The 17376-nt window shown below is 39.3% G+C and carries 16 protein-coding genes; 10 read left to right on the top strand and 6 right to left on the bottom strand.

The window, feature by feature from the left end:
- The first annotated feature begins 14 nt into the window (after window positions 1-14).
- The 5 genes from FTV09_RS05115 to FTV09_RS05095 all read left to right on the top strand — a co-directional run bounded on the left by FTV09_RS05115 (window position 15) and on the right by FTV09_RS05095 (window position 5731).
- Window positions 15-1730 carry an AAA family ATPase gene (locus tag FTV09_RS05115; RefSeq protein WP_180057071.1) on the top strand — a complete coding sequence of 572 codons (1716 nt, stop codon included), beginning with the start codon at window positions 15-17 and terminating at the stop codon, window positions 1728-1730.
- Between the two features lie 231 nt (window positions 1731-1961).
- Window positions 1962-2882, top strand: coding sequence for a LysR family transcriptional regulator (locus tag FTV09_RS05110; RefSeq protein ID WP_067767570.1), 921 nt, complete (start codon window positions 1962-1964; stop codon window positions 2880-2882).
- Between the two features lie 15 nt (window positions 2883-2897).
- Window positions 2898-3221, top strand: coding sequence for a gamma-glutamylcyclotransferase (locus FTV09_RS05105; RefSeq protein WP_373687693.1), 324 nt, complete (start codon window positions 2898-2900; stop codon window positions 3219-3221).
- 236 nt (window positions 3222-3457) lie between these two features.
- Window positions 3458-4477: a sensor domain-containing diguanylate cyclase gene (locus tag FTV09_RS05100; RefSeq protein WP_180057069.1), complete on the top strand. Its 1020-nt coding sequence runs from the start codon at window positions 3458-3460 to the stop codon at window positions 4475-4477.
- Window positions 4478-4567: 90 nt separating this feature from the next.
- Complete coding sequence (locus tag FTV09_RS05095; protein WP_180057067.1) at window positions 4568-5731, top strand: CynX/NimT family MFS transporter; 1164 nt, start codon at window positions 4568-4570, stop codon at window positions 5729-5731.
- Window positions 5732-5789: 58 nt separating this feature from the next.
- Here FTV09_RS05095 and FTV09_RS05090 read toward each other — a convergent pair whose 3' ends face one another.
- Window positions 5790-6245: a DUF441 domain-containing protein gene (locus FTV09_RS05090; protein WP_067767565.1), complete on the bottom strand. Its 456-nt coding sequence runs from the start codon at window positions 6243-6245 to the stop codon at window positions 5790-5792.
- Window positions 6246-6396: 151 nt separating this feature from the next.
- Here FTV09_RS05090 and FTV09_RS05085 point away from each other — a divergent pair, with 151 nt between their 5' ends.
- On the top strand, window positions 6397-7104 hold the full coding sequence (locus tag FTV09_RS05085) for a pseudouridine synthase (protein ID WP_180057065.1): 708 nt from the start codon (window positions 6397-6399) through the stop codon (window positions 7102-7104).
- A gap of 168 nt (window positions 7105-7272) precedes the next feature.
- Here FTV09_RS05085 and FTV09_RS05080 read toward each other — a convergent pair whose 3' ends face one another.
- The 3 genes from FTV09_RS05080 to FTV09_RS05070 all read right to left on the bottom strand — a co-directional run bounded on the left by FTV09_RS05080 (window position 7273) and on the right by FTV09_RS05070 (window position 9181).
- Window positions 7273-7716 carry a GNAT family N-acetyltransferase gene (locus FTV09_RS05080; protein ID WP_067767559.1) on the bottom strand — a complete coding sequence of 148 codons (444 nt, stop codon included), beginning with the start codon at window positions 7714-7716 and terminating at the stop codon, window positions 7273-7275.
- Window positions 7717-7812: 96 nt separating this feature from the next.
- Window positions 7813-8160: a type II toxin-antitoxin system RelB/DinJ family antitoxin gene (locus FTV09_RS05075; RefSeq protein WP_067767557.1), complete on the bottom strand. Its 348-nt coding sequence runs from the start codon at window positions 8158-8160 to the stop codon at window positions 7813-7815.
- Window positions 8161-8272: 112 nt separating this feature from the next.
- The gene (locus FTV09_RS05070) at window positions 8273-9181 is read right to left on the bottom strand and encodes an RluA family pseudouridine synthase (protein WP_373687692.1); all 909 of its coding nucleotides are present in this window, start codon (window positions 9179-9181) and stop codon (window positions 8273-8275) included.
- Between the two features lie 129 nt (window positions 9182-9310).
- On the opposite strand from FTV09_RS05070, the gene tsaE reads away from it, so the two are divergent.
- From tsaE to hfq, 4 genes are all read left to right on the top strand, one after another.
- On the top strand, window positions 9311-9790 hold the full coding sequence (gene tsaE, locus FTV09_RS05065; RefSeq protein ID WP_067767630.1) for a tRNA (adenosine(37)-N6)-threonylcarbamoyltransferase complex ATPase subunit type 1 TsaE: 480 nt from the start codon (window positions 9311-9313) through the stop codon (window positions 9788-9790).
- On the top strand, window positions 9780-11801 hold the full coding sequence (gene mutL / locus FTV09_RS05060; protein WP_180057088.1) for a DNA mismatch repair endonuclease MutL: 2022 nt from the start codon (window positions 9780-9782) through the stop codon (window positions 11799-11801). The genes tsaE and mutL overlap by 11 nt, the downstream gene beginning before the upstream one ends.
- Window positions 11802-11807: 6 nt before the next feature.
- A complete protein-coding gene (miaA, locus tag FTV09_RS05055; protein ID WP_067767548.1) occupies window positions 11808-12752 on the top strand; it encodes a tRNA (adenosine(37)-N6)-dimethylallyltransferase MiaA in 945 nt (314 codons plus the stop codon).
- Window positions 12753-12844: 92 nt separating this feature from the next.
- Window positions 12845-13345: an RNA chaperone Hfq gene (gene hfq / locus FTV09_RS05050; protein ID WP_180057061.1), complete on the top strand. Its 501-nt coding sequence runs from the start codon at window positions 12845-12847 to the stop codon at window positions 13343-13345.
- A gap of 127 nt (window positions 13346-13472) precedes the next feature.
- Here hfq and FTV09_RS05045 read toward each other — a convergent pair whose 3' ends face one another.
- Window positions 13473-14780 carry a peptidylprolyl isomerase gene (locus FTV09_RS05045; RefSeq protein ID WP_067767542.1) on the bottom strand — a complete coding sequence of 436 codons (1308 nt, stop codon included), beginning with the start codon at window positions 14778-14780 and terminating at the stop codon, window positions 13473-13475.
- Window positions 14780-17260 (bottom strand): LPS-assembly protein LptD, encoded by a 2481-nt coding sequence (locus FTV09_RS05040; protein WP_180057058.1) that lies wholly within the window; start codon window positions 17258-17260, stop codon window positions 14780-14782. Before FTV09_RS05040 ends, FTV09_RS05045 begins: the two co-directional genes overlap by 1 nt.
- Window positions 17261-17376: the final 116 nt, after the last annotated feature.

The raw sequence follows: 17376 nt of genomic DNA, 5'->3' as shown, positions 1-17376 counted from the left end.
TGGTTATAGGTCTTATGAAACAGGAAACTGCACTCAAGCTACTCAAAGCAGGCGAAAATGTATTCTTAACAGGTTCGGCTGGTGCAGGTAAGACTTATACGCTTAATCAATATATTAACTATCTTAAAGCACGCAAAGTCACCGTGGCTATTACCGCTTCGACAGGCATTGCTGCGACACATATGAATGGTATGACTATTCACACATGGGCAGGGATTGGCATTAAAGATGCAATCTCTGAAGATGAACTAAAACGCCTAAAAGAACGCAAGTACTTAAAAGAACATTTAGAAAATGCGCAAGTTTTGATTATTGATGAAATTTCGATGTTGCATGCGAAGCAACTTAATTTGGTCAATAAAGTCCTAAAATTTTTTAAAGAAAGTGACGATGCCTTTGGTGGTATTCAAGTGATTGTGGCAGGGGATTTCTTTCAGTTACCGCCTGTTGGTCGCAATGGAGAGCGTAACCGCGATAAGTTTTGCTTTATGTCAGAAGCTTGGGTTGAAGCAAAATTTCGTGTTTGCTACTTAACTGAGCAGCATCGACAAGGTAATGATTATCTCAATGATATTCTAAATGCGATTCGTGCCCAGCAAATTAACGACAATCATATACAAGCCTTACAACAAACGCGCAGTCAAGATATTGGTGAAACCTTTACGCGTTTATATACCCATAACATGGACGTCGACAGTATTAACTTTAAGCATCTTAATGAAATTGACCAAGAATCAAAACAGTTTGATGCGCAGTGCGATGGGAATGATAAGCTAATAGAAACTTTAAAATCATCTGTCCGTGCACCCGAAACCTTAACGCTTAAGAAAAATGCCAAAGTCATGTTTGTTAAAAACAACTTTGATGTGGGCTATATCAACGGCAGTTTGGGGGAAGTGGTTGGCTTTGAGGAAGATGATGAATATGGCATTTTACCGAAAGTAAAACTAACGGATGGTACAACCTTAGTGGTTGAGCCTGAAATTTGGTCGGTAGATAATGATGATGGTAAAACGATTGCGAGTTTTCAGCAAATTCCACTGCGTTTGGCCTGGGCAATCACCATTCATAAATCTCAAGGTATGACATTAGAAGCAGCTGAAATTAACCTGAGTCATACTTTTGAAAATGGTCAGGGCTATGTAGCTTTATCACGTTTAAAAACACTCGAAGGCTTACGTTTACTTGGTTTTAATGAGCAGGCATTAGAGTTAGATAGTCTCGCGATTAAGGCAGATAGGCGTTTTCAGGAATTGTCAGATGAAGCTGAAAGTAATTTCATTGATACGGATTTGACTGTTCAACACAAAGCCTTTATTCGCCATTGTGGTGGTACGTTGAATGAAACGGAAATTGAGCGCAATGAAAAGAAATTAGCCAAATCTGGTACAAAGCAAAGTTTTGCTACAGCTACCCTTGATCAAACGCGAGAATTGTTTGAAGACGGTTATGAAATTCAAGATATTGCTGTGGAACGTGGCTTAACACCTGCGACGATTATTAATCATTTAGCTCGTTTGCAAAAAGAACAAGGTTTGGATATTTCAATTGCGCATCCTGGTGAGGATGTGGTTGAACAAGTTCGCAAAATTTATAAACGCTTGAATAAGCGTCAAGATCCAGCACACTACAATGATGATGGCACAATTAAATTGCGTCCAATTGTGGAATTAACCAGTCCTCGTATGGGATATGATCAGGTGCGATTGGCGCTCTTATTTGTCGAATAAATGCTTTTGTCATCAATAAACTTAAAGCTAAAAAGCCAGATGAAAGATATCTGGCTTTTTTAATTTAAAAGAAAATTTATGCAAAAGAAGTTGAAGTGATGATTTAACTCTCACTTAATTTAAATATTGAATAAAATTGATTTAAAAAATGATAAAATGAGATAAATTCATTTATGCTTTGCTGAATATATAAAATTTTAAAGCATTGCTGCTATATACGAGATTATCTTCATGTTGGAACTACGTCATCTCAAAACCATGCTTGCCCTAAGAGAACACGGCTCATTAGTGGCGGCTTCCAATGATTTGTGTTTAACACCTTCTGCTATTTCACATCAATTGAAAGAATTAGATCATTGGTATGGTGTTGAAGTGGTGAACCGTCGTACACGCCCAGTGACATTTTCAAATGTTGGGCAACGTTTGTTGCGCTTAGCAGATGATATTTTGCCGCAAGTACAAATTGCTCAATCAGACATTACACGTATTGTGCATGGTCAAACGGGGCGGATTATTTTTTCTTCGGAATGTCACAGTTGTTTTGATTGGTTAATGCCATTACTGAATGTCTATCGTCAGCAATATCCGGATGTTGATCTAGATTTTGCATCAGGTTTTGAATCTAATCCGCATGAGCTTTTACAAACAGGCGAATTTGATTTACTGATTACAGCCGATCCAATCAGTTTGAAAGGAATCGAATATTTCCCAATTTTTGAATATGAATCACGTTTGGTTCTTTCTAATACTCATCCACTGGTTCGAGTACCACATATCACGGTACAAGAGTTAGCAGAAGAAACACTGATCACTTATCCAGTCGATAAGCATCGTTTGGATATTATGGCAAAACTATTTATTCCAGCGAATATTTTACCTAAACAAGTGCGAACCACAGATTTAACACAGATGTTGATTCAATTGGTTGCGAGTGGACGTGGTATTGCGGCATTGCCAGATTGGGTAGTTAATGAATATGAACAAAAAGGTTGGGTGACTTCGCGTCGTTTAGACTGCGTATCTCCACAAGGGTTACGTCGAACGCTTTATGCTGGCTATCGCACTGAAGAAACTGAAAAAAGTTATTTTGAAGGTTTCTTAAAGCAGCTCGCGAAGTTTTCGCAAAAGCGCAATCATTACTATACGTCATAAGAGTAGAAGGTCAGTATGATGCAGCATCTCTTTGTTTATGGCACGTTACGTTTAGGGCAACCAAATGCACATGTGATGGAAGCGATTGGTGGGACATGGCAAAAAGGCTATGTGCTTGGTGAATTGATAAATGAAGGCTGGGGTGCAGCGATGGGAAGCCCAGGAATCCGCTTATCATCACAGAAAGATCAAGTACATGGATACGTATTTAGTTCCGTGCATCTAGAACAACATTGGGCTGCATTAGATGAATTTGAAGGTGCTGAATATGAGCGTGTGAATGTCATGGTGATGCTAGAAAATGGAGAGAGAGCATGCACAGCCAAATCTATGCTTTAAAATCAAACTAGGGCCAATTTATTTCTATGCCTATCGTTCATATTGATCATAGATCCACGCAGTCTCTAAAGCGCTAAATCTATATTTTATACTTATGAGTTGACGCTTTTTTATGTAACGGCTGTAAAGTAATGTGCTCTTGGCTATACAAGTGAAAGAATATGGCTATACAAGTGAAAGAATAGTTTTTAAAATTTGCTACCCCCCATTCATCTGCTGTTTGTCTGAGCAATATAATGTCTAAACCAATTGAACCCACTCCAAGTCAACTGATGTCTGTAATTCAGACGCAGACTGCCATAGCAAAGTTAGGTTTAGATTTAAATGCAGTTATGACAGTTGTTGCTGAACAAGCGCAGGCCATTACTCATGCAAAAGGGGCAGTTGTTGAGCTGGCTGAAGATGGTGATATGGTTTATCGTGCTGTATCGAATGGTGCGAGCCATTTACTGGGACTACGCTTACATATTCAGAATAGCTTGTCTGGTATGTGTATTGAGCAAAAGCAAACTTTATACTGTAAAGATTCTGAGAATGATACACGGGTTGATCGTGAAGCATGTCGCCGCGTAGGCTTGCGTTCTATGGCGGTTGTACCTTTGCTGCACTGTGATGAGGCTGTCGGTGTACTTAAAATCTATTCTGAGCAGGAAGATGCATTTAAAGAAGAAGATTTGCATATACTCAGTTTAATGTCTGAACTGATTGCTGCTGCCATGTATCATGCTACTCGTTTTGGTGCTAAAGAATTATATAAACTCGCAACCCAAGACAGTTTAACCGGTTTGGCAAATCGTGCGTTGTTTGTCGACTTTTTACGTCAAGGTGTTGTGAAAGCACGCCAAGAAAATAAAGTCCTAGGTATCTTGATGATTGACATGGATGGTCTTAAACCGATTAATGATCAATTTGGACATCGTATTGGTGATGCAGCATTAAAAGAAATTGCGCAGGGAATACTCAGTGAAACGCGCCAAGATGATTTGGTGGCACGTTTAGGTGGTGATGAGTTTGCGGTAATTTTAACCAATATTGCCAATCACGAACGTGCTCAAGCAGCGATGAATCGTATCGCAGAGCATTGTGGTTTACCTTTTATCTTTGAAAAAATCAGTTTGAAAATTGGTGCCAGTGTCGGCCTGGCTTTGTTCCCAGAAGATGCACAGTCTATAGATCAATTGGTTGAATTTGCAGATTTGAAAATGTATGCGAATAAGCGCGTGCGTAAACAAATTAACGATCATTCAAATATTTGATTTTAATATTAGCTTATTGATTTTACGACTAAAATAATTTTATTGTCTTGTTAAGCTGATTGGTAAGTTTACCGTGTTTGTTTGCTTACCATGAAATGGCTGTCTAAAGATCTCCTCATAATCATTGCTGGATTTGTTGCGGCAATGCATATTGGAAAATTACCACCTGCAATTCCAGTGCTCCAGCAACAGTTGGGGATCAGTCTGATTCAATCAGGTTTATTGCTGTCCTTGGTACAAGGCGCTGGAATGTGCTTTGCCTTGCTCATTGGCAGCTATACCCAAAGATTGGGTTTTAAGCGCTGTATTATGATGGGTTTGGCATTATTAGTAGCTGCGAGTGCAATGGGTAGTTTTACGCAAAGTGTAAGCCTGTTACTGATTTTACGGGTCATTGAAGGTTTTGGCTTTTTACTTGTGACTTTGACTGGCCCAGCATTTATTCGTCAGTTAGTTCCTTTAGAGCAAATCAGTAGCAAGATGGGGCTGTGGAGTTCTTACATGGGCGGCGGAATGGGGATTGCTTTATTGGTTGCACCATTTGTTATCGCGCAATTTGGTTGGCAAGCTGTATGGCTTAGTTTCGCAGGATTAACTTTTGTATTGATGCTGATTATTGCATGGCTCGTACCAAATCCAAGTCAGCAATTGGCCTCAGTTTCAGTCCTTACATTAATCAAGCATACACTCAAGCATCCTTCGGCCTGGTTGTTAGCACTTATTTTTGGTACTTATGCAGGGCAATGGTTTGCACTTGTTGGATTTTTACCGACAATTTATGTACAGAATAATATTTCTGCACAGTTGGCTGGAGCTTTAACAGCGAGTGTTGCTATTGCAAATGCCGTTGGCACATTTGGCTGTGGGTTGATGTTACATCGAGGTTTTCAGGCTAAAACTTTAGTCCAAGTTGGATTTGGTGTTCTCATTTTATGTTCACTAAGTTTCTATCTTTTTAAAGATCAGTTGCCATTTATTCTGCAATATTTGAGCGTGTTTAGCTTTTCTTTATTCGGTGGATTGGTTGCAGCGATTGTCTTTGCACAGGCGATCCATTTTGCACCATATCAAGCTGCAATCAGTACGACAGTTGGTTTGGTTTTACAATGTTCAGCAATTTCTCAGTTCTTGTTACCTCCCGTGATAGCATTGACTGTAGATCAAACTCAGACTTGGGTTTGGGCGGGTGTCATTATGGCAAGTTTATCTGGGGTCGGTATTTTATTAAGTCGACGTTTATTTAAATCGTTATAAGGTCATTGCGGCAGATTGTAATTCTGCTGCATATCTATTCAGTGTGCTTTATTTAAAATTAAGGTTTAATCCCGATCAATAGGGACAAAATCCCAGCTGCAATCAATGGGCCAACAGGTACGCCACGCAGCATTGCGACACCTGCTACAGTTCCGATTAAAAGGCCAGCAACGATATCAGGTGAGTTTGACATAAGTTTAACACCACGGCCACCGAGCCATGCAACAAAGACACCAATTGCAATGGCCAAAATTGATTTCCAACTGAGAAAAGATTTTAGAATTGAATCCCCTGGAATTTTTCCGCTGGCGATAGGCGTTAAAACGCCAATGGTTAAAATAATAATGCCGATGTTTAGACCGTATTGCTGTAAGTACGGGAAAAATTCACTCAACGGTGTAATACGAAATACGATAAGTACACCAGCAGCGATAGTAATGGCTGTGTTGTGACTGAAAATACCGCATGCCAATAATACGATAAGCACGATTAAGTTTAAGTCTAATTGGGACATGTTGATTGGGGAGAGAAATTAAATTTGATCATTATTTTACCCCAATTTTATCGCTAGAAAGTTAAAGCATTCAACAATCGGTTCAAACAGCAACTTATCTAAGCTGAAACAAGGTAAAATGTCAGTCTGAAATTTCAATTGAGTTCCGTTTATGTTTTTGGAAAAAATGCTGCAGTCACAAGGTTTTGGTTCTCGTAAATATTGTCAGCAAATAATTAAAAACGGTGCGATTGAAATTAATTCGGAAGTGATAACCAATCCAAAACAAAAACTTGATTTAAAAGACTTAGTTTTTTCAGTGTATGGGCATGAATATACTTATCGGGAACATGTGTACATTGCTTTAAATAAACCAAAAGGCTATGAGTGTTCGCATCAGGCTACACATCATTTTAGTGTATTTGAGTTTTTTGATGAGGTATTGCTAAATCGTGGCTTGCAATGTGTTGGGCGTCTTGATCAGGATACGACAGGGCTATTGCTATTAACAGATGATGGTCAATATTTGCAGGCACTTACACATCCCAAAAAGCATGTGCCAAAGGTTTATCAAATGCACACGGAGGATGCGGTGACGACGGCTCAAGTTGAGCAGTTAGAACACGGGGTAGAACTGCGGAATGAAAGCGGTGTGTTTGCTGCCACAGGTGTAAAAATATTGGCTGAACATCAATTGGAAATGACGGTACACCAAGGTGTATATCATCAGGTAAAACGTATGCTCGCCGCTGTTGGCAATAAAGTTGAACAGCTACATCGGGCGAAAGTAGGACAACTAAGCTTGGAAGGCTTAGATGAAGGTGAATGGATGTATTTAACCGCCGAGCAAATTGAACAGTCCAAGTTTCGTGCTCTGTAATTTCAAAGTATCTGTCAATTTGAAAAGGGCTTTCTTATACAAATCTGATTTTTGGAATCATTTAAATAAGAAAGCCGATGCGGTATAAGGTTGATTTTATTTGGTAATTAGCCTACTAAAAGTAACTATAAGTCGTGTTTAAGAATTAAAAAATGTTGGTGAAAGAATTTAGCGAATAAAATAATGATAGGTTTGAAATTCATCATCTTTAACAAAGCCCATGGATTCATAAAGCTGATGTGAGTGATAATTATTTTTTTGTGTTTCAAGACTAATTCTTAATGCATTTTCATGCTGGGCAAATAATACTGCGGTATCGATGAGTTGGCGCGCAGAGCCTTGGCGACGAAAAACTGGGCTGACATAGACATCATCTAAAATATAATAAGTCGAGCAAGCAGCGGAAGAAAAACCTAAATACAGCAGAACAAAACCGGTAATCGTTTCATCTTTTAAACAAATAAAAATAACACTTTGATTATTTTCAAAACGTTGCTTTAAAAAATGCGAAGATAAATCGAGATTTGAAGATGAGCCATAAAATTGTCGATATTCATCGAAAAGAACAGCAAGGGGAATGAGATCTGCATCAGTGGCACGTCGAACAATCATTATTTATATACTCCATGCTATTTTTATAGTCTTGCATGAAGCATATCGAAATTTTGGAATTGGTTGATTTATAAATTGTTTATAAATGCGACAGTGTTAAGTTTTGTCACTTTCACCCAAAATGGCATTTAATTCTTCAAATAAATCTAAATGATCATCATCAAGCAAAGGATCATTTTTTAGAATTTCTAATTCAGCATGGCTAATCTCAGTGGTCGATAACGCCAGTGATTCTTGCTGTTTTAATTTACGTAATTTAATCAGCTGTTCAATATTGATATTTTGATTTTCAATAGAGAAGGGGATGGATTTAGTTAAAACCACCTGTTTGAAAAATAGGCGTACGGCTTGGGCAGGTGTAATCCCCAATTGTTTAAATACTGCAAATGCTTGCTTCTTTTCCTGAGAATCGAGGCGGATTTGGTAGACTTCAGTTTTTCTCATATTTTTAGAAAGCTTTAAATTACTTAACTTTTCGCATTTATTCTAATCAAAAATACTATAAATTCAATATTCTTTGGAAGTATTTTATCAATAAAATGTAATGACAACCAGATTACAGTGTCAATTCACGCGAAGAGCAGAAATGAAATGATTGCTGTGTCACAGGATCTATAAACTGTATTTCTTTCGCGAGCAGTTGCAAAGGGTGGCTGAAATCATCATCTGCTTTATGTGCAACCTGTGGATAAAATGGATCATTTTTAATTGGAATATTCAACGCGTTGAGATGTACCCGAAGTTGATGTTGTTTACCTGTGTGTGGCTTTAATCTGTATTTTGCCCATTGCCCATGATATTTAATTAGTTCAATGTGGGTTTCGCTATTGGCTTCACCCGCCATGACTTGCATGGTATAGAAGGGTTTTCCTTTTTCCATCCGTAGCTTGGTTGTCATTGGAAATGTAAGTTCACTTTGATAAGCCGCAATCGCATGATAGTTTTTTTGCACTTCACGGCTGGCAAACATTTGTTGATAGGCGCCACGGGTTTCTACCCGCTTTGAAAAAAGAACCACGCCTGCTGTTTCACGATCCAAGCGATGAATAGGGGTTAAATCTTCATTTTGTGTTTGATTTTTAAGGCGAACCAATAAGGTTTCTTGTACATATTGACCTGTTGGACTCATTGTTAAAAAATGAGGTTTATCTACCACTAATAGGTGTTCATTTTCAAAGATGATTTGATGTTCAAAAGGAACATGGATTTCATGCGCTAAAAAACGATAGTAAAACACATGTGTATTTGCCATATATGGACTCTGAATATGCAGTTTTTCACCTGCAGCATCATAGACCAAACCATCTGCAAAGCGTTGTGTCCATTCATCAGCTGAAATGTGTTGAAATTGCTGACATAAATATTCAAAAACAGTTGCTGTAATTGCTTTGTTTGTGTCTAGAAAAACTTTGCTGGCACTAACGCCATTCATCATAGGTGGTGTGAAATTGTTGCTTTGCATCAAGAGCTTTTAGATTATCTGAGTGATGGTGGTTAGTTGTAGTGAAAAATGTCCAAAGCAAAGTGAGGACATATGATTTTCATGCAACGCGATGCTATCATATTTAATTCTTATGTACATGTTGTGAGTAATATGCAGTATTCATTCAGTTTGGACTTAAATAGTGAAGTCGATACCCAAAACTTAGCTACCGTACTGTCGACGCATTTTACCACGGGCGTGATTTACCTTATTGGTGACTTGGGGGCTGGTAAGACCACTTTAAGCCGTTATTTTTTACAGCAAATGGGTCATCAAGGCGCAGTCAAAAGTCCAACCTATACATTGGTTGAGCCTTACAATATTCAAGGTAAAGATATTTTTCATTTTGACTTGTATCGTTTAAATGACCCTTATGAACTTGAATTGATGGGTATTCGTGATTACTTAGAAACACCGAATGCACTTTTCTTATTTGAATGGCCTTCAAAAGGTGGAGACGAAATTCCAGCTGCCGATTTAGTGATAAATATTGAAAAATCAGAAGATGAAATGTCGCGTAGGGCGACATTAACATCATCATCTGAAACCTTGCAAAATGCTTTGGAGCAAAAATTCAACCATGCTGAATGACATCAGTGCCCGCCGAATTCGTACCCTTGATCCTGCTCTAGCCAACCAAATTGCTGCGGGTGAAGTGATTGAACGCCCTGCATCTGTGGTCAAAGAATTACTTGAAAATGCCATTGATGCAGGATCAACAGAATTAATTATTCGTGTTGAGCAAGGCGGTAGCACACTGATTGAAATTATTGACAATGGTCGGGGGATTCATCATGAAGACCTCCCTTTGGCCGTTATGCGTCATGCGACCAGTAAAATCCAAAGTGCAGAAGACTTACATGCGATTGTGAGTTTAGGCTTTCGTGGTGAAGCCTTGGCATCCATTGCTGCGGTATCACGGTTGACGTTGACTAGTAGTCAAAATGAAGATGGTGTTGGCTATCAGGTTGAAGTTAATGGTACTGCTTTTGATCATCAAGAGATTCAACCTGTTGCTGCACAAAGAGGCACAACGATTCGGGTACAGGATTTATTTTTTAATGTACCAGCACGTCGTAAATTTCTCAAAAAACAGGGCACTGAATTTGGACATATTGAAGAAATTGTCCGTCGTTTAGCGCTGACACACTTTGATATTCGTTTTGTTTTAGAGCACAACAATAGCATTAAATTAAATCTGCCTGTAGCAGATAGTGGGGCGTTACGTTTTCAGCGTGTACAACAGTTGTTAGGTCGTCAGTTTACCGAAAATGCGTACTGGATTGATGCAGATAGCGTCAACATGCGCTTAAGCGGTTGGCTAGGCCATCCCTCGGATGCACGCGCACAAGCCGATATGCAATATGTTTATGTGAATGGTCGTATTGTGAAAGATAAGACGGTTTCACATGCGCTACGCATGGCGTATGACGGTATTTTACATGGACATCAACATGCAGCGTACTTGCTGTTTATGGAGGTTGATCCTGAAAATATTGATGTAAACGTGCATCCAACCAAGCATGAAATTCGCTTTTTAAACCAACGTGAAGTCCATGAATTTGTGCGTCATTATGCTAAATCGACTTTAGCGCAATTCCAAACTGCGACAGCTGAACTTTCTAGTGCCATGAAGCTTGAACCCCAAGCTCAAGAAAATTTGATTGCGCAACCAAGGCATCAAGAACAATTTCAATTACATCAAAATATTGAAGCTGTAACACAAACTGCTGCAAATTTTGTTAATCCTGATAGTGCGGGTGGATTAACCGATTTTAGCTCACCCACTGGGGTGAATTATGCTGAATCGGCTGAACAAGTGGCTGCGTATAGTTATTCTGCTGCGCAACACCCATCTAAAGGTTCAACAAATACAAATAGCTATGTTGGATATGATGGATCAAAACAGCTAAATAACGCATTACAGAGCTATTTAGCGCCGTTACGTCAAACATCAGTTACGGCTGTTGATGTCGAGCAGTCCATGCAAGCCCATATTCAACAGAAAGTGGATGAGCATCCGCTTGGTATTGCGATTGCGCAGCTGCACGGCATTTATATTCTGGCGCAGAATACTGAAGGTTTGATTATTGTTGATATGCATGCTGCACATGAGCGTATTGTATTGCAACAAATGAAAACAGCGTGGGATAAACCAGAATTTTGGACTTCACAACAACTACTTATTCCTAAAGTGGTCAGCATTAGTCGTATGCAAGCTATGCGTGTAGATGAGCTGAAAGATCAATTAGCACGCTTAGGACTTGAAATTGATCAATATGGCGATGAGCAGGTGATCGTTCGTGGTGTACCTGCTATTTTACATAAGGCTGATTTTGATGCGTTGATTCCAGAATTATTAAATGATTTAGATCCAACTGATCAAGTGGCAGGATTGCTACAAAAACGTGACCAAATTTTAGCGGGTATGGCCTGTCATGGTGCTGTACGAGCACACCGTATTTTAAGCCTGTCTGAAATGAATGCATTATTACGTCAGATGGAACAAACCGAATTTGCCAGTCAATGTAACCATGGACGCCCAACTTGGCGTGCTTTCCCATTGGCTCAGCTTGATAAACTTTTTGCTCGAGGAGAGTAGTTGTACATGTCAAATCAATTGCCGGTCATCAATCTTATGGGACCAACTGCAAGTGGGAAAACCGCGCTGGCATGTGAACTCTTTGAGCGTGGAAATTTTGAATTAATATCCGTTGATTCAGCACTCGTTTATCAAGATATGGATATTGGTACAGCCAAGCCTACTAAAGCCGAGCTGGAGCAATATCCGCATCATTTAATTGATATTATTAGTCCTTTAGAAGTGTATTCGGCAGCCAATTTTGTTGAGGATGCATGTGTATTAATTGATGATATGCATGCTCGCGGTAAAACCCCAATTTTAGTTGGTGGGACGATGTTGTATTACAAGGCTTTACTTGAGGGATTGTCATCCAACTTACCCAGTGCTGATTACGCTGTGCGTGCAGAAATTGAAGAGAAAGGTGAGTGTGAGGGGTGGGATGCTGTTTATGCTGAATTGTGTAGTGTAGATCCCTTAGCAGGTGAAAAGTTTAAAGTCAGTGATAAGCAGCGTATTATTCGTGCGTTGGAAGTTTATAAATTGACCGGACAACCTATTACAAAATTACAAGCTGAACAGCCTAAAAATTTACCTTACCGTTACAATTTTCATAATTACGCTTTACTGCCTGACCGTTTAGAATTACACGGGCGGATAGCACAACGTTTAAAAATAATGTGGGAAATTGGATTTTTAAATGAAGTGAAAGGGCTAATTGAAAAATACGATTTAGATGAAAATTTGCCCGCTATGCGATCAGTTGGTTACCGTCAAGCATTAGATTTTTTAAGAAATAGTGATCTAAGTAGCGAAAAACAGCGTGAAATGGAGGATAAGGCTCTATTTGCGACACGACAACTTGCAAAACGTCAATATACTTGGTTAAGATCTTTGCAAGAAACGCATAAATTTACTACATATTTAACAGCGAAGCAGGCTCAAGAAGACTTGCGAAACTGCTACGGATAAAGCAAAATTTAGGGACTACCTTTTTGATAATTTTTAATTGAAAAATAAAGGTAGTTTTTGCGCTGATTTTTATTATTTTTTGGAGTTATAACATGTCTAAAGGTCAAACTTTACAAGATCCGTTCTTAAATTCTCTCCGTAAAGAACGTATTCCAGTTTCTATCTTTCTTGTAAATGGTATTAAATTGCAAGGTCATATTGAGTCATTTGACCAATATGTAGTTCTTTTGAAAAATACAGTAAGCCAAATGGTTTACAAACATGCGATTTCAACTGTAGTTCCTGCACGTAACCCACGTCCAGCTGGCGCTCCTGCTGGTGCACAAGGTGCAGCTGGCTTCGGTGGTCAACAAGGCGGCTTCGGTGGTCAACAAGGCGGCTTCGGTGGTCAACAAGGCGGCTTCGGTGGTCAACAAGGTGGCTTCGGTGGTCAACAAGGTGGCTTCGGTGGTCAAGGTGGTTTCGGTGGCCAAGGTGGCTTTGGTGGTCAAGGTGGCTTCGGTGCTCAAGGTGGCTTCGGTGGTCAAAATGCTGGTTTTGAAAGCGAAACTAAATTTGATGATGCTCAAGACGACGAAAACAACAATCGTTAATTGAGTCATTAAGAGCCTCCCGATCGGGAGGCTTTTTTTATTGTTAGAAATAATGACTAAAAATATTTTAAATTTTAGTAAAAATGAGACGTAATAAAACCAGCCTAGGCTGGTTTTATTTTATGTATTATTTCGATTTACGTTGTAGAGCAGGGTCTTTAATATCTACAAAAGCATTGTTTCGAATTTCACGTAACCAGCTGTCAAGCTCGGTATCAAATTGACGCTCACCTAAGAGTTGGCGCGCCATACGCTCTTGAACCTCTTGTGTCATGTCTTGTTGGCGTGTGTCAGTCACTTGTAGGATATGCCAACCAAACTGCGATTGAAATGGTTTGCTGATTTCGCCTTTAGGTGTTTCTTTCATTTTTGCTTCGAATTCAGGAACCATAACCCCAGGGCTCACCCAACCTAAGCTACCACCATTTGCCGCAGAACCAGGGTCATTTGAGAAAGTTGAGGCAATAACAGCAAAATCTTCACCTTTTTGTAGACGTGTGTATAAGCTGTCAATCATTTGCTTCGCATTTTCAGGGCTAACAACCTCTGATGGTTGAATTAAAATATGACGCGTTTGAAATTGCGGAACAATGGCTTTTTGATCTGATGCTTTGCGTTCAATTAATTTTAGAACATGAACACCATCGCGTACAGAAATCAATTCTGTCGTTTGTCCAACTTGTAATGGTGAAACACGCGCTGCAAGCTCGTCTGGAATATCAGATAAGCTACGGAAGCCCATATCTGCTGCATCTACTTTAGTATCTTTGGTGCTGAATTTAGTACTAATTGCTTTAGCATCATTGCTAGTTGCAAGTTCTTTACGTACATCCTCAGCAATTTTTACAGCATTTTCACCACCAGAAATACGAACGTGTAAGACGTGAACTTGATTGCCAAGCGCAGCTTGGCCTTGTGGTGAGCTTAAAAAGTTTTTAACGTCTTGATCACTAATTTGAATACGTGATGTCACAAGTTGTTGGCGTAGACGTTGCAGTGCAATATCTTCAGCAATACGAGCGCGTAACGAAGAGTAGGTGTTTGGTGCTATTGCATCTAGTTTTTGTTGAAATGCTTCAAGGCTTGCAGAACCTGAATCTTTTGCAACTTTTAAAACTGCTTCATTGAGAGATTTTTCATCTGCTTTTACGTTATAGCGTTTTACTTGTTCAAGTTGAGCTTGACGTGTAATAAGTTGTTCAAGTGCTTGTTGCTGTAAATATTCAATCGGAGGAACAGTCTGTTTTTTTGATTGAAGTTGATGTGTAATCTCTGCAATGCTTTGATCTAAATCACTACGTAAAATAACGCTATTATCTACAACAGCTACAATTTCATCTTTAGGTTGTGCATCAGCGAAAGTCGGCATTGAAGCAGAAAGACAAAGTGCTAATGCTGTTGCTTTAAAAATTTGTTTTAACTGTTCTGTCTTCATTAACGTTCTGTCCAAGATTGATTAATATTGTTAAAACCTAAAACACGGTTTTCAAGTAAAGAGGTTAATTTATTGTTGAATCCACCTAAACCTTTAAGTGTGAATTCAGCCATAATGGCACGTTTAGGTTTTACATCAGAAGATGTTACATCATCCAAATCATTAAAATATGAACGTCCGTATACTGAAACACCCCAACAGCATGATTCATAGTTCACACCCAATAGATATTCGCGCGCAATGCTATTGTCTAAATCGTATTGTGCATGCCCGATAATACGCCAGTTGTTATGGATGGGTTGAATAAATGAAGCAACTGCTTGGTCATAACTATCTTGACGGTTTGGAATGTCTTTGCGATAGAAATAACCGACGTTATAAAGATTACCTTTATCACCTGCATAATACATTTGGATATCGCGCTGAGCATTATCGCCATTTGCCATCCAAGCTGAATTCGCATTGACACTGATGCGATCAGATAACTGGCTCGATAAGCTCACAACAGGGCCAGTGTGACGTTCGCTATCAAACTTGTCGGTGACATTGTTCAAAGTGACACGACGATCTTCAAAATAGAAGCTTTGACCTACGCTGGCTTTTAAGCGCTCCAAACCAACATCATCAAATATGCTGTAACTTAGGCCTAATGATGCAAAATTGTTGTCTTCTAAGCGGTCATTTCCATAGAAACGACGTGGGCTAAACAACTGATCATAGTTAATAGATGCAGTAGTTGAATCAAAGTTAGGGTTAGTTTCTTGGTTCTTATATGGTGAATAAGCATAGAAGAATCGTGGTGTTAAGGTTTGTAGATAACGACCTTCGCGCTCCATCACAAGACCCGCATCTAAAGTGAATTGCGGTACAACGATCGATTTACTTTCACTACTAGAGTGATTGTTATTTGTATTGGCACGATCAACAGTATCTTGATCATAAATCGTGTTGACGTTACGAATAGACACTTCTGGTATTACAAAAGACCATGGGTTACGATAGTTATAACGCACACTAAAGTCGTTATAAATACGTGCACCACTTGGCTCATACATTGTCGCATCACTATTGTTTTGCGGAATATTATCGCCACGCAGATTCTTTTTAAAATATGCTGTATCGTTATTGAATTCGTACTGTAAGCCGAGCGGATTACCAGTCTTGTAGTTCAGTAGGAATTGCGGCAAGCGCGCATACGGACGGTCTTCATCACTGACAGTTTTATCCAGTGTTTGGAAGTCCTCAACTTTAAGCTGTGCTTTTAAGCCGGGAATACCATTTTTATAATTAAGCTCCCAAGCACGACGTAAATTAAGGTCTGTCTTAGAGTTTGGGTTATTGTTTAAGTCTGAAAAATAATCTTTGTCGGATGCATAGTTATATTCGAGATTTGTGCTGAATTGATCGTTAATTTTCCAGTTATGTAGAAAGTGTAAATCTTTACGATCTTGGTCGTCATATTTTTGGTCACCAGCTAAATAGCCACCAAAAATCATCCCCGAGCCAAAGTTTTTGGTGAGATAGCGGAATTCACCTTCAAGCATTGGGCCACGATCTGCGATATAGCGCGGTGTAACTGTGGCATCATAATTTGGTGCTAAGTTTAAATAAACTGGAACTGCAAGTTCAAAACCACCATCATTGGTAAAGCCAAAACTTGGGGTTAAAATACCTGTGGTTCGGCGATCATCAATCGGGAAATTGAAATATGGCACGGCCATCACAGGTACATCTTTTACGTATAAAGTTGTACCTTTGGTTTCACCGCGGCCAGTTTCTTGATTAAGTTTGATTTTATCCGCTTGGATTTTCCAAGTTGGCTTCTCATCCGGCGGGCAAGTTGTATATTCTGCGTTTTCTAATTCAAGTGTATTTGTTGAAGTGCGTGCGATTTTTTCTGCGCGACCATGTGCATGTTGTTGTTCTGCGATGAAGAAACTGTTATTTAAGTCGCCTTGTTGCGTTTTTAAGTTGTAGTCAATCGAATCGCTTTGTGAAATTAAACCAGACTGAGCCATTTGCACGCGGCCAGAAGCATTGGCATATGTTTGGGTTTTATCAATTTTAATTTGATCGGCACGAATTTGACGACCTTCTTGGTCAATCAGAACATTACCTTCAAGAATGGAATCGCCATTCGGGTCAAAGTGACCATAATCTGCAGTAATGGTAGAGGTTGCATCTTCTGGGGCAACAGCTTTGGTGGTTGGAGCTACAGGTGTAATCCATGTTCCAGTACAAAATGCTGAGCTAAGTTGATTGGTATTTCGGATTTGGGCTTCTGGAGCAGATTTATCAACATAATATTGTTCAAAGAACTGCTGACCCGGGTAGGCTTCAGCAATTGTCTGCTTCAACTGTTCAGTATCATCTTCCGTGGAAGCGGTAGAAACAGACGCTGCATAGCTTGGTAAAGAGCTACCACAAAGAAGGGTTAAGATCGCAGTCGCTAAAGGATTGAATTTAAACTGTTGCTTCATTTGTCTCATTAACCAAGTATGCTTAATCGCAATTAATTATTGTCGCATCATAGAGAAAAAGTTGATAAGTAGCTACACTTAGCACTTTAAAAACTCAGCCTGTATTAGAATTTATC

This window comes from Acinetobacter sp. YH12227, assembly GCF_013417785.1.
GTDB lineage: Bacteria > Pseudomonadota > Gammaproteobacteria > Pseudomonadales > Moraxellaceae > Acinetobacter > Acinetobacter gandensis.
Note: the sequence above shows the minus strand (reverse complement) of the source record. Positions and strands in the feature narration are given on the sequence as shown.

Excerpts from the sequence above, each read along its gene's own strand:
- FTV09_RS05115 (WP_180057071.1), top strand. The coding sequence starts at position 15 with ATGAAACAGGAAACTGCACTCAAGCTACTCAAAGCAGGCGAAAATGTA.
- FTV09_RS05110 (WP_067767570.1), top strand. The coding sequence starts at position 1,962 with ATGTTGGAACTACGTCATCTCAAAACCATGCTTGCCCTAAGAGAACAC.
- FTV09_RS05105 (WP_373687693.1), top strand. The coding sequence starts at position 2,898 with ATGATGCAGCATCTCTTTGTTTATGGCACGTTACGTTTAGGGCAACCA.
- FTV09_RS05100 (WP_180057069.1), top strand. The coding sequence starts at position 3,458 with ATGTCTAAACCAATTGAACCCACTCCAAGTCAACTGATGTCTGTAATT.
- FTV09_RS05095 (WP_180057067.1), top strand. The coding sequence starts at position 4,568 with ATGAAATGGCTGTCTAAAGATCTCCTCATAATCATTGCTGGATTTGTT.
- FTV09_RS05090 (WP_067767565.1), bottom strand. The coding sequence starts at position 6,245 with ATGTCCCAATTAGACTTAAACTTAATCGTGCTTATCGTATTATTGGCA.
- FTV09_RS05085 (WP_180057065.1), top strand. The coding sequence starts at position 6,397 with ATGTTTTTGGAAAAAATGCTGCAGTCACAAGGTTTTGGTTCTCGTAAA.
- FTV09_RS05080 (WP_067767559.1), bottom strand. The coding sequence starts at position 7,716 with ATGATTGTTCGACGTGCCACTGATGCAGATCTCATTCCCCTTGCTGTT.
- FTV09_RS05075 (WP_067767557.1), bottom strand. The coding sequence starts at position 8,160 with ATGAGAAAAACTGAAGTCTACCAAATCCGCCTCGATTCTCAGGAAAAG.
- tsaE (WP_067767630.1), top strand. The coding sequence starts at position 9,311 with ATGCAGTATTCATTCAGTTTGGACTTAAATAGTGAAGTCGATACCCAA.
- mutL (WP_180057088.1), top strand. The coding sequence starts at position 9,780 with ATGCTGAATGACATCAGTGCCCGCCGAATTCGTACCCTTGATCCTGCT.
- miaA (WP_067767548.1), top strand. The coding sequence starts at position 11,808 with ATGTCAAATCAATTGCCGGTCATCAATCTTATGGGACCAACTGCAAGT.
- hfq (WP_180057061.1), top strand. The coding sequence starts at position 12,845 with ATGTCTAAAGGTCAAACTTTACAAGATCCGTTCTTAAATTCTCTCCGT.
- FTV09_RS05045 (WP_067767542.1), bottom strand. The coding sequence starts at position 14,780 with ATGAAGACAGAACAGTTAAAACAAATTTTTAAAGCAACAGCATTAGCA.
- FTV09_RS05040 (WP_180057058.1), bottom strand. The coding sequence starts at position 17,260 with ATGAAGCAACAGTTTAAATTCAATCCTTTAGCGACTGCGATCTTAACC.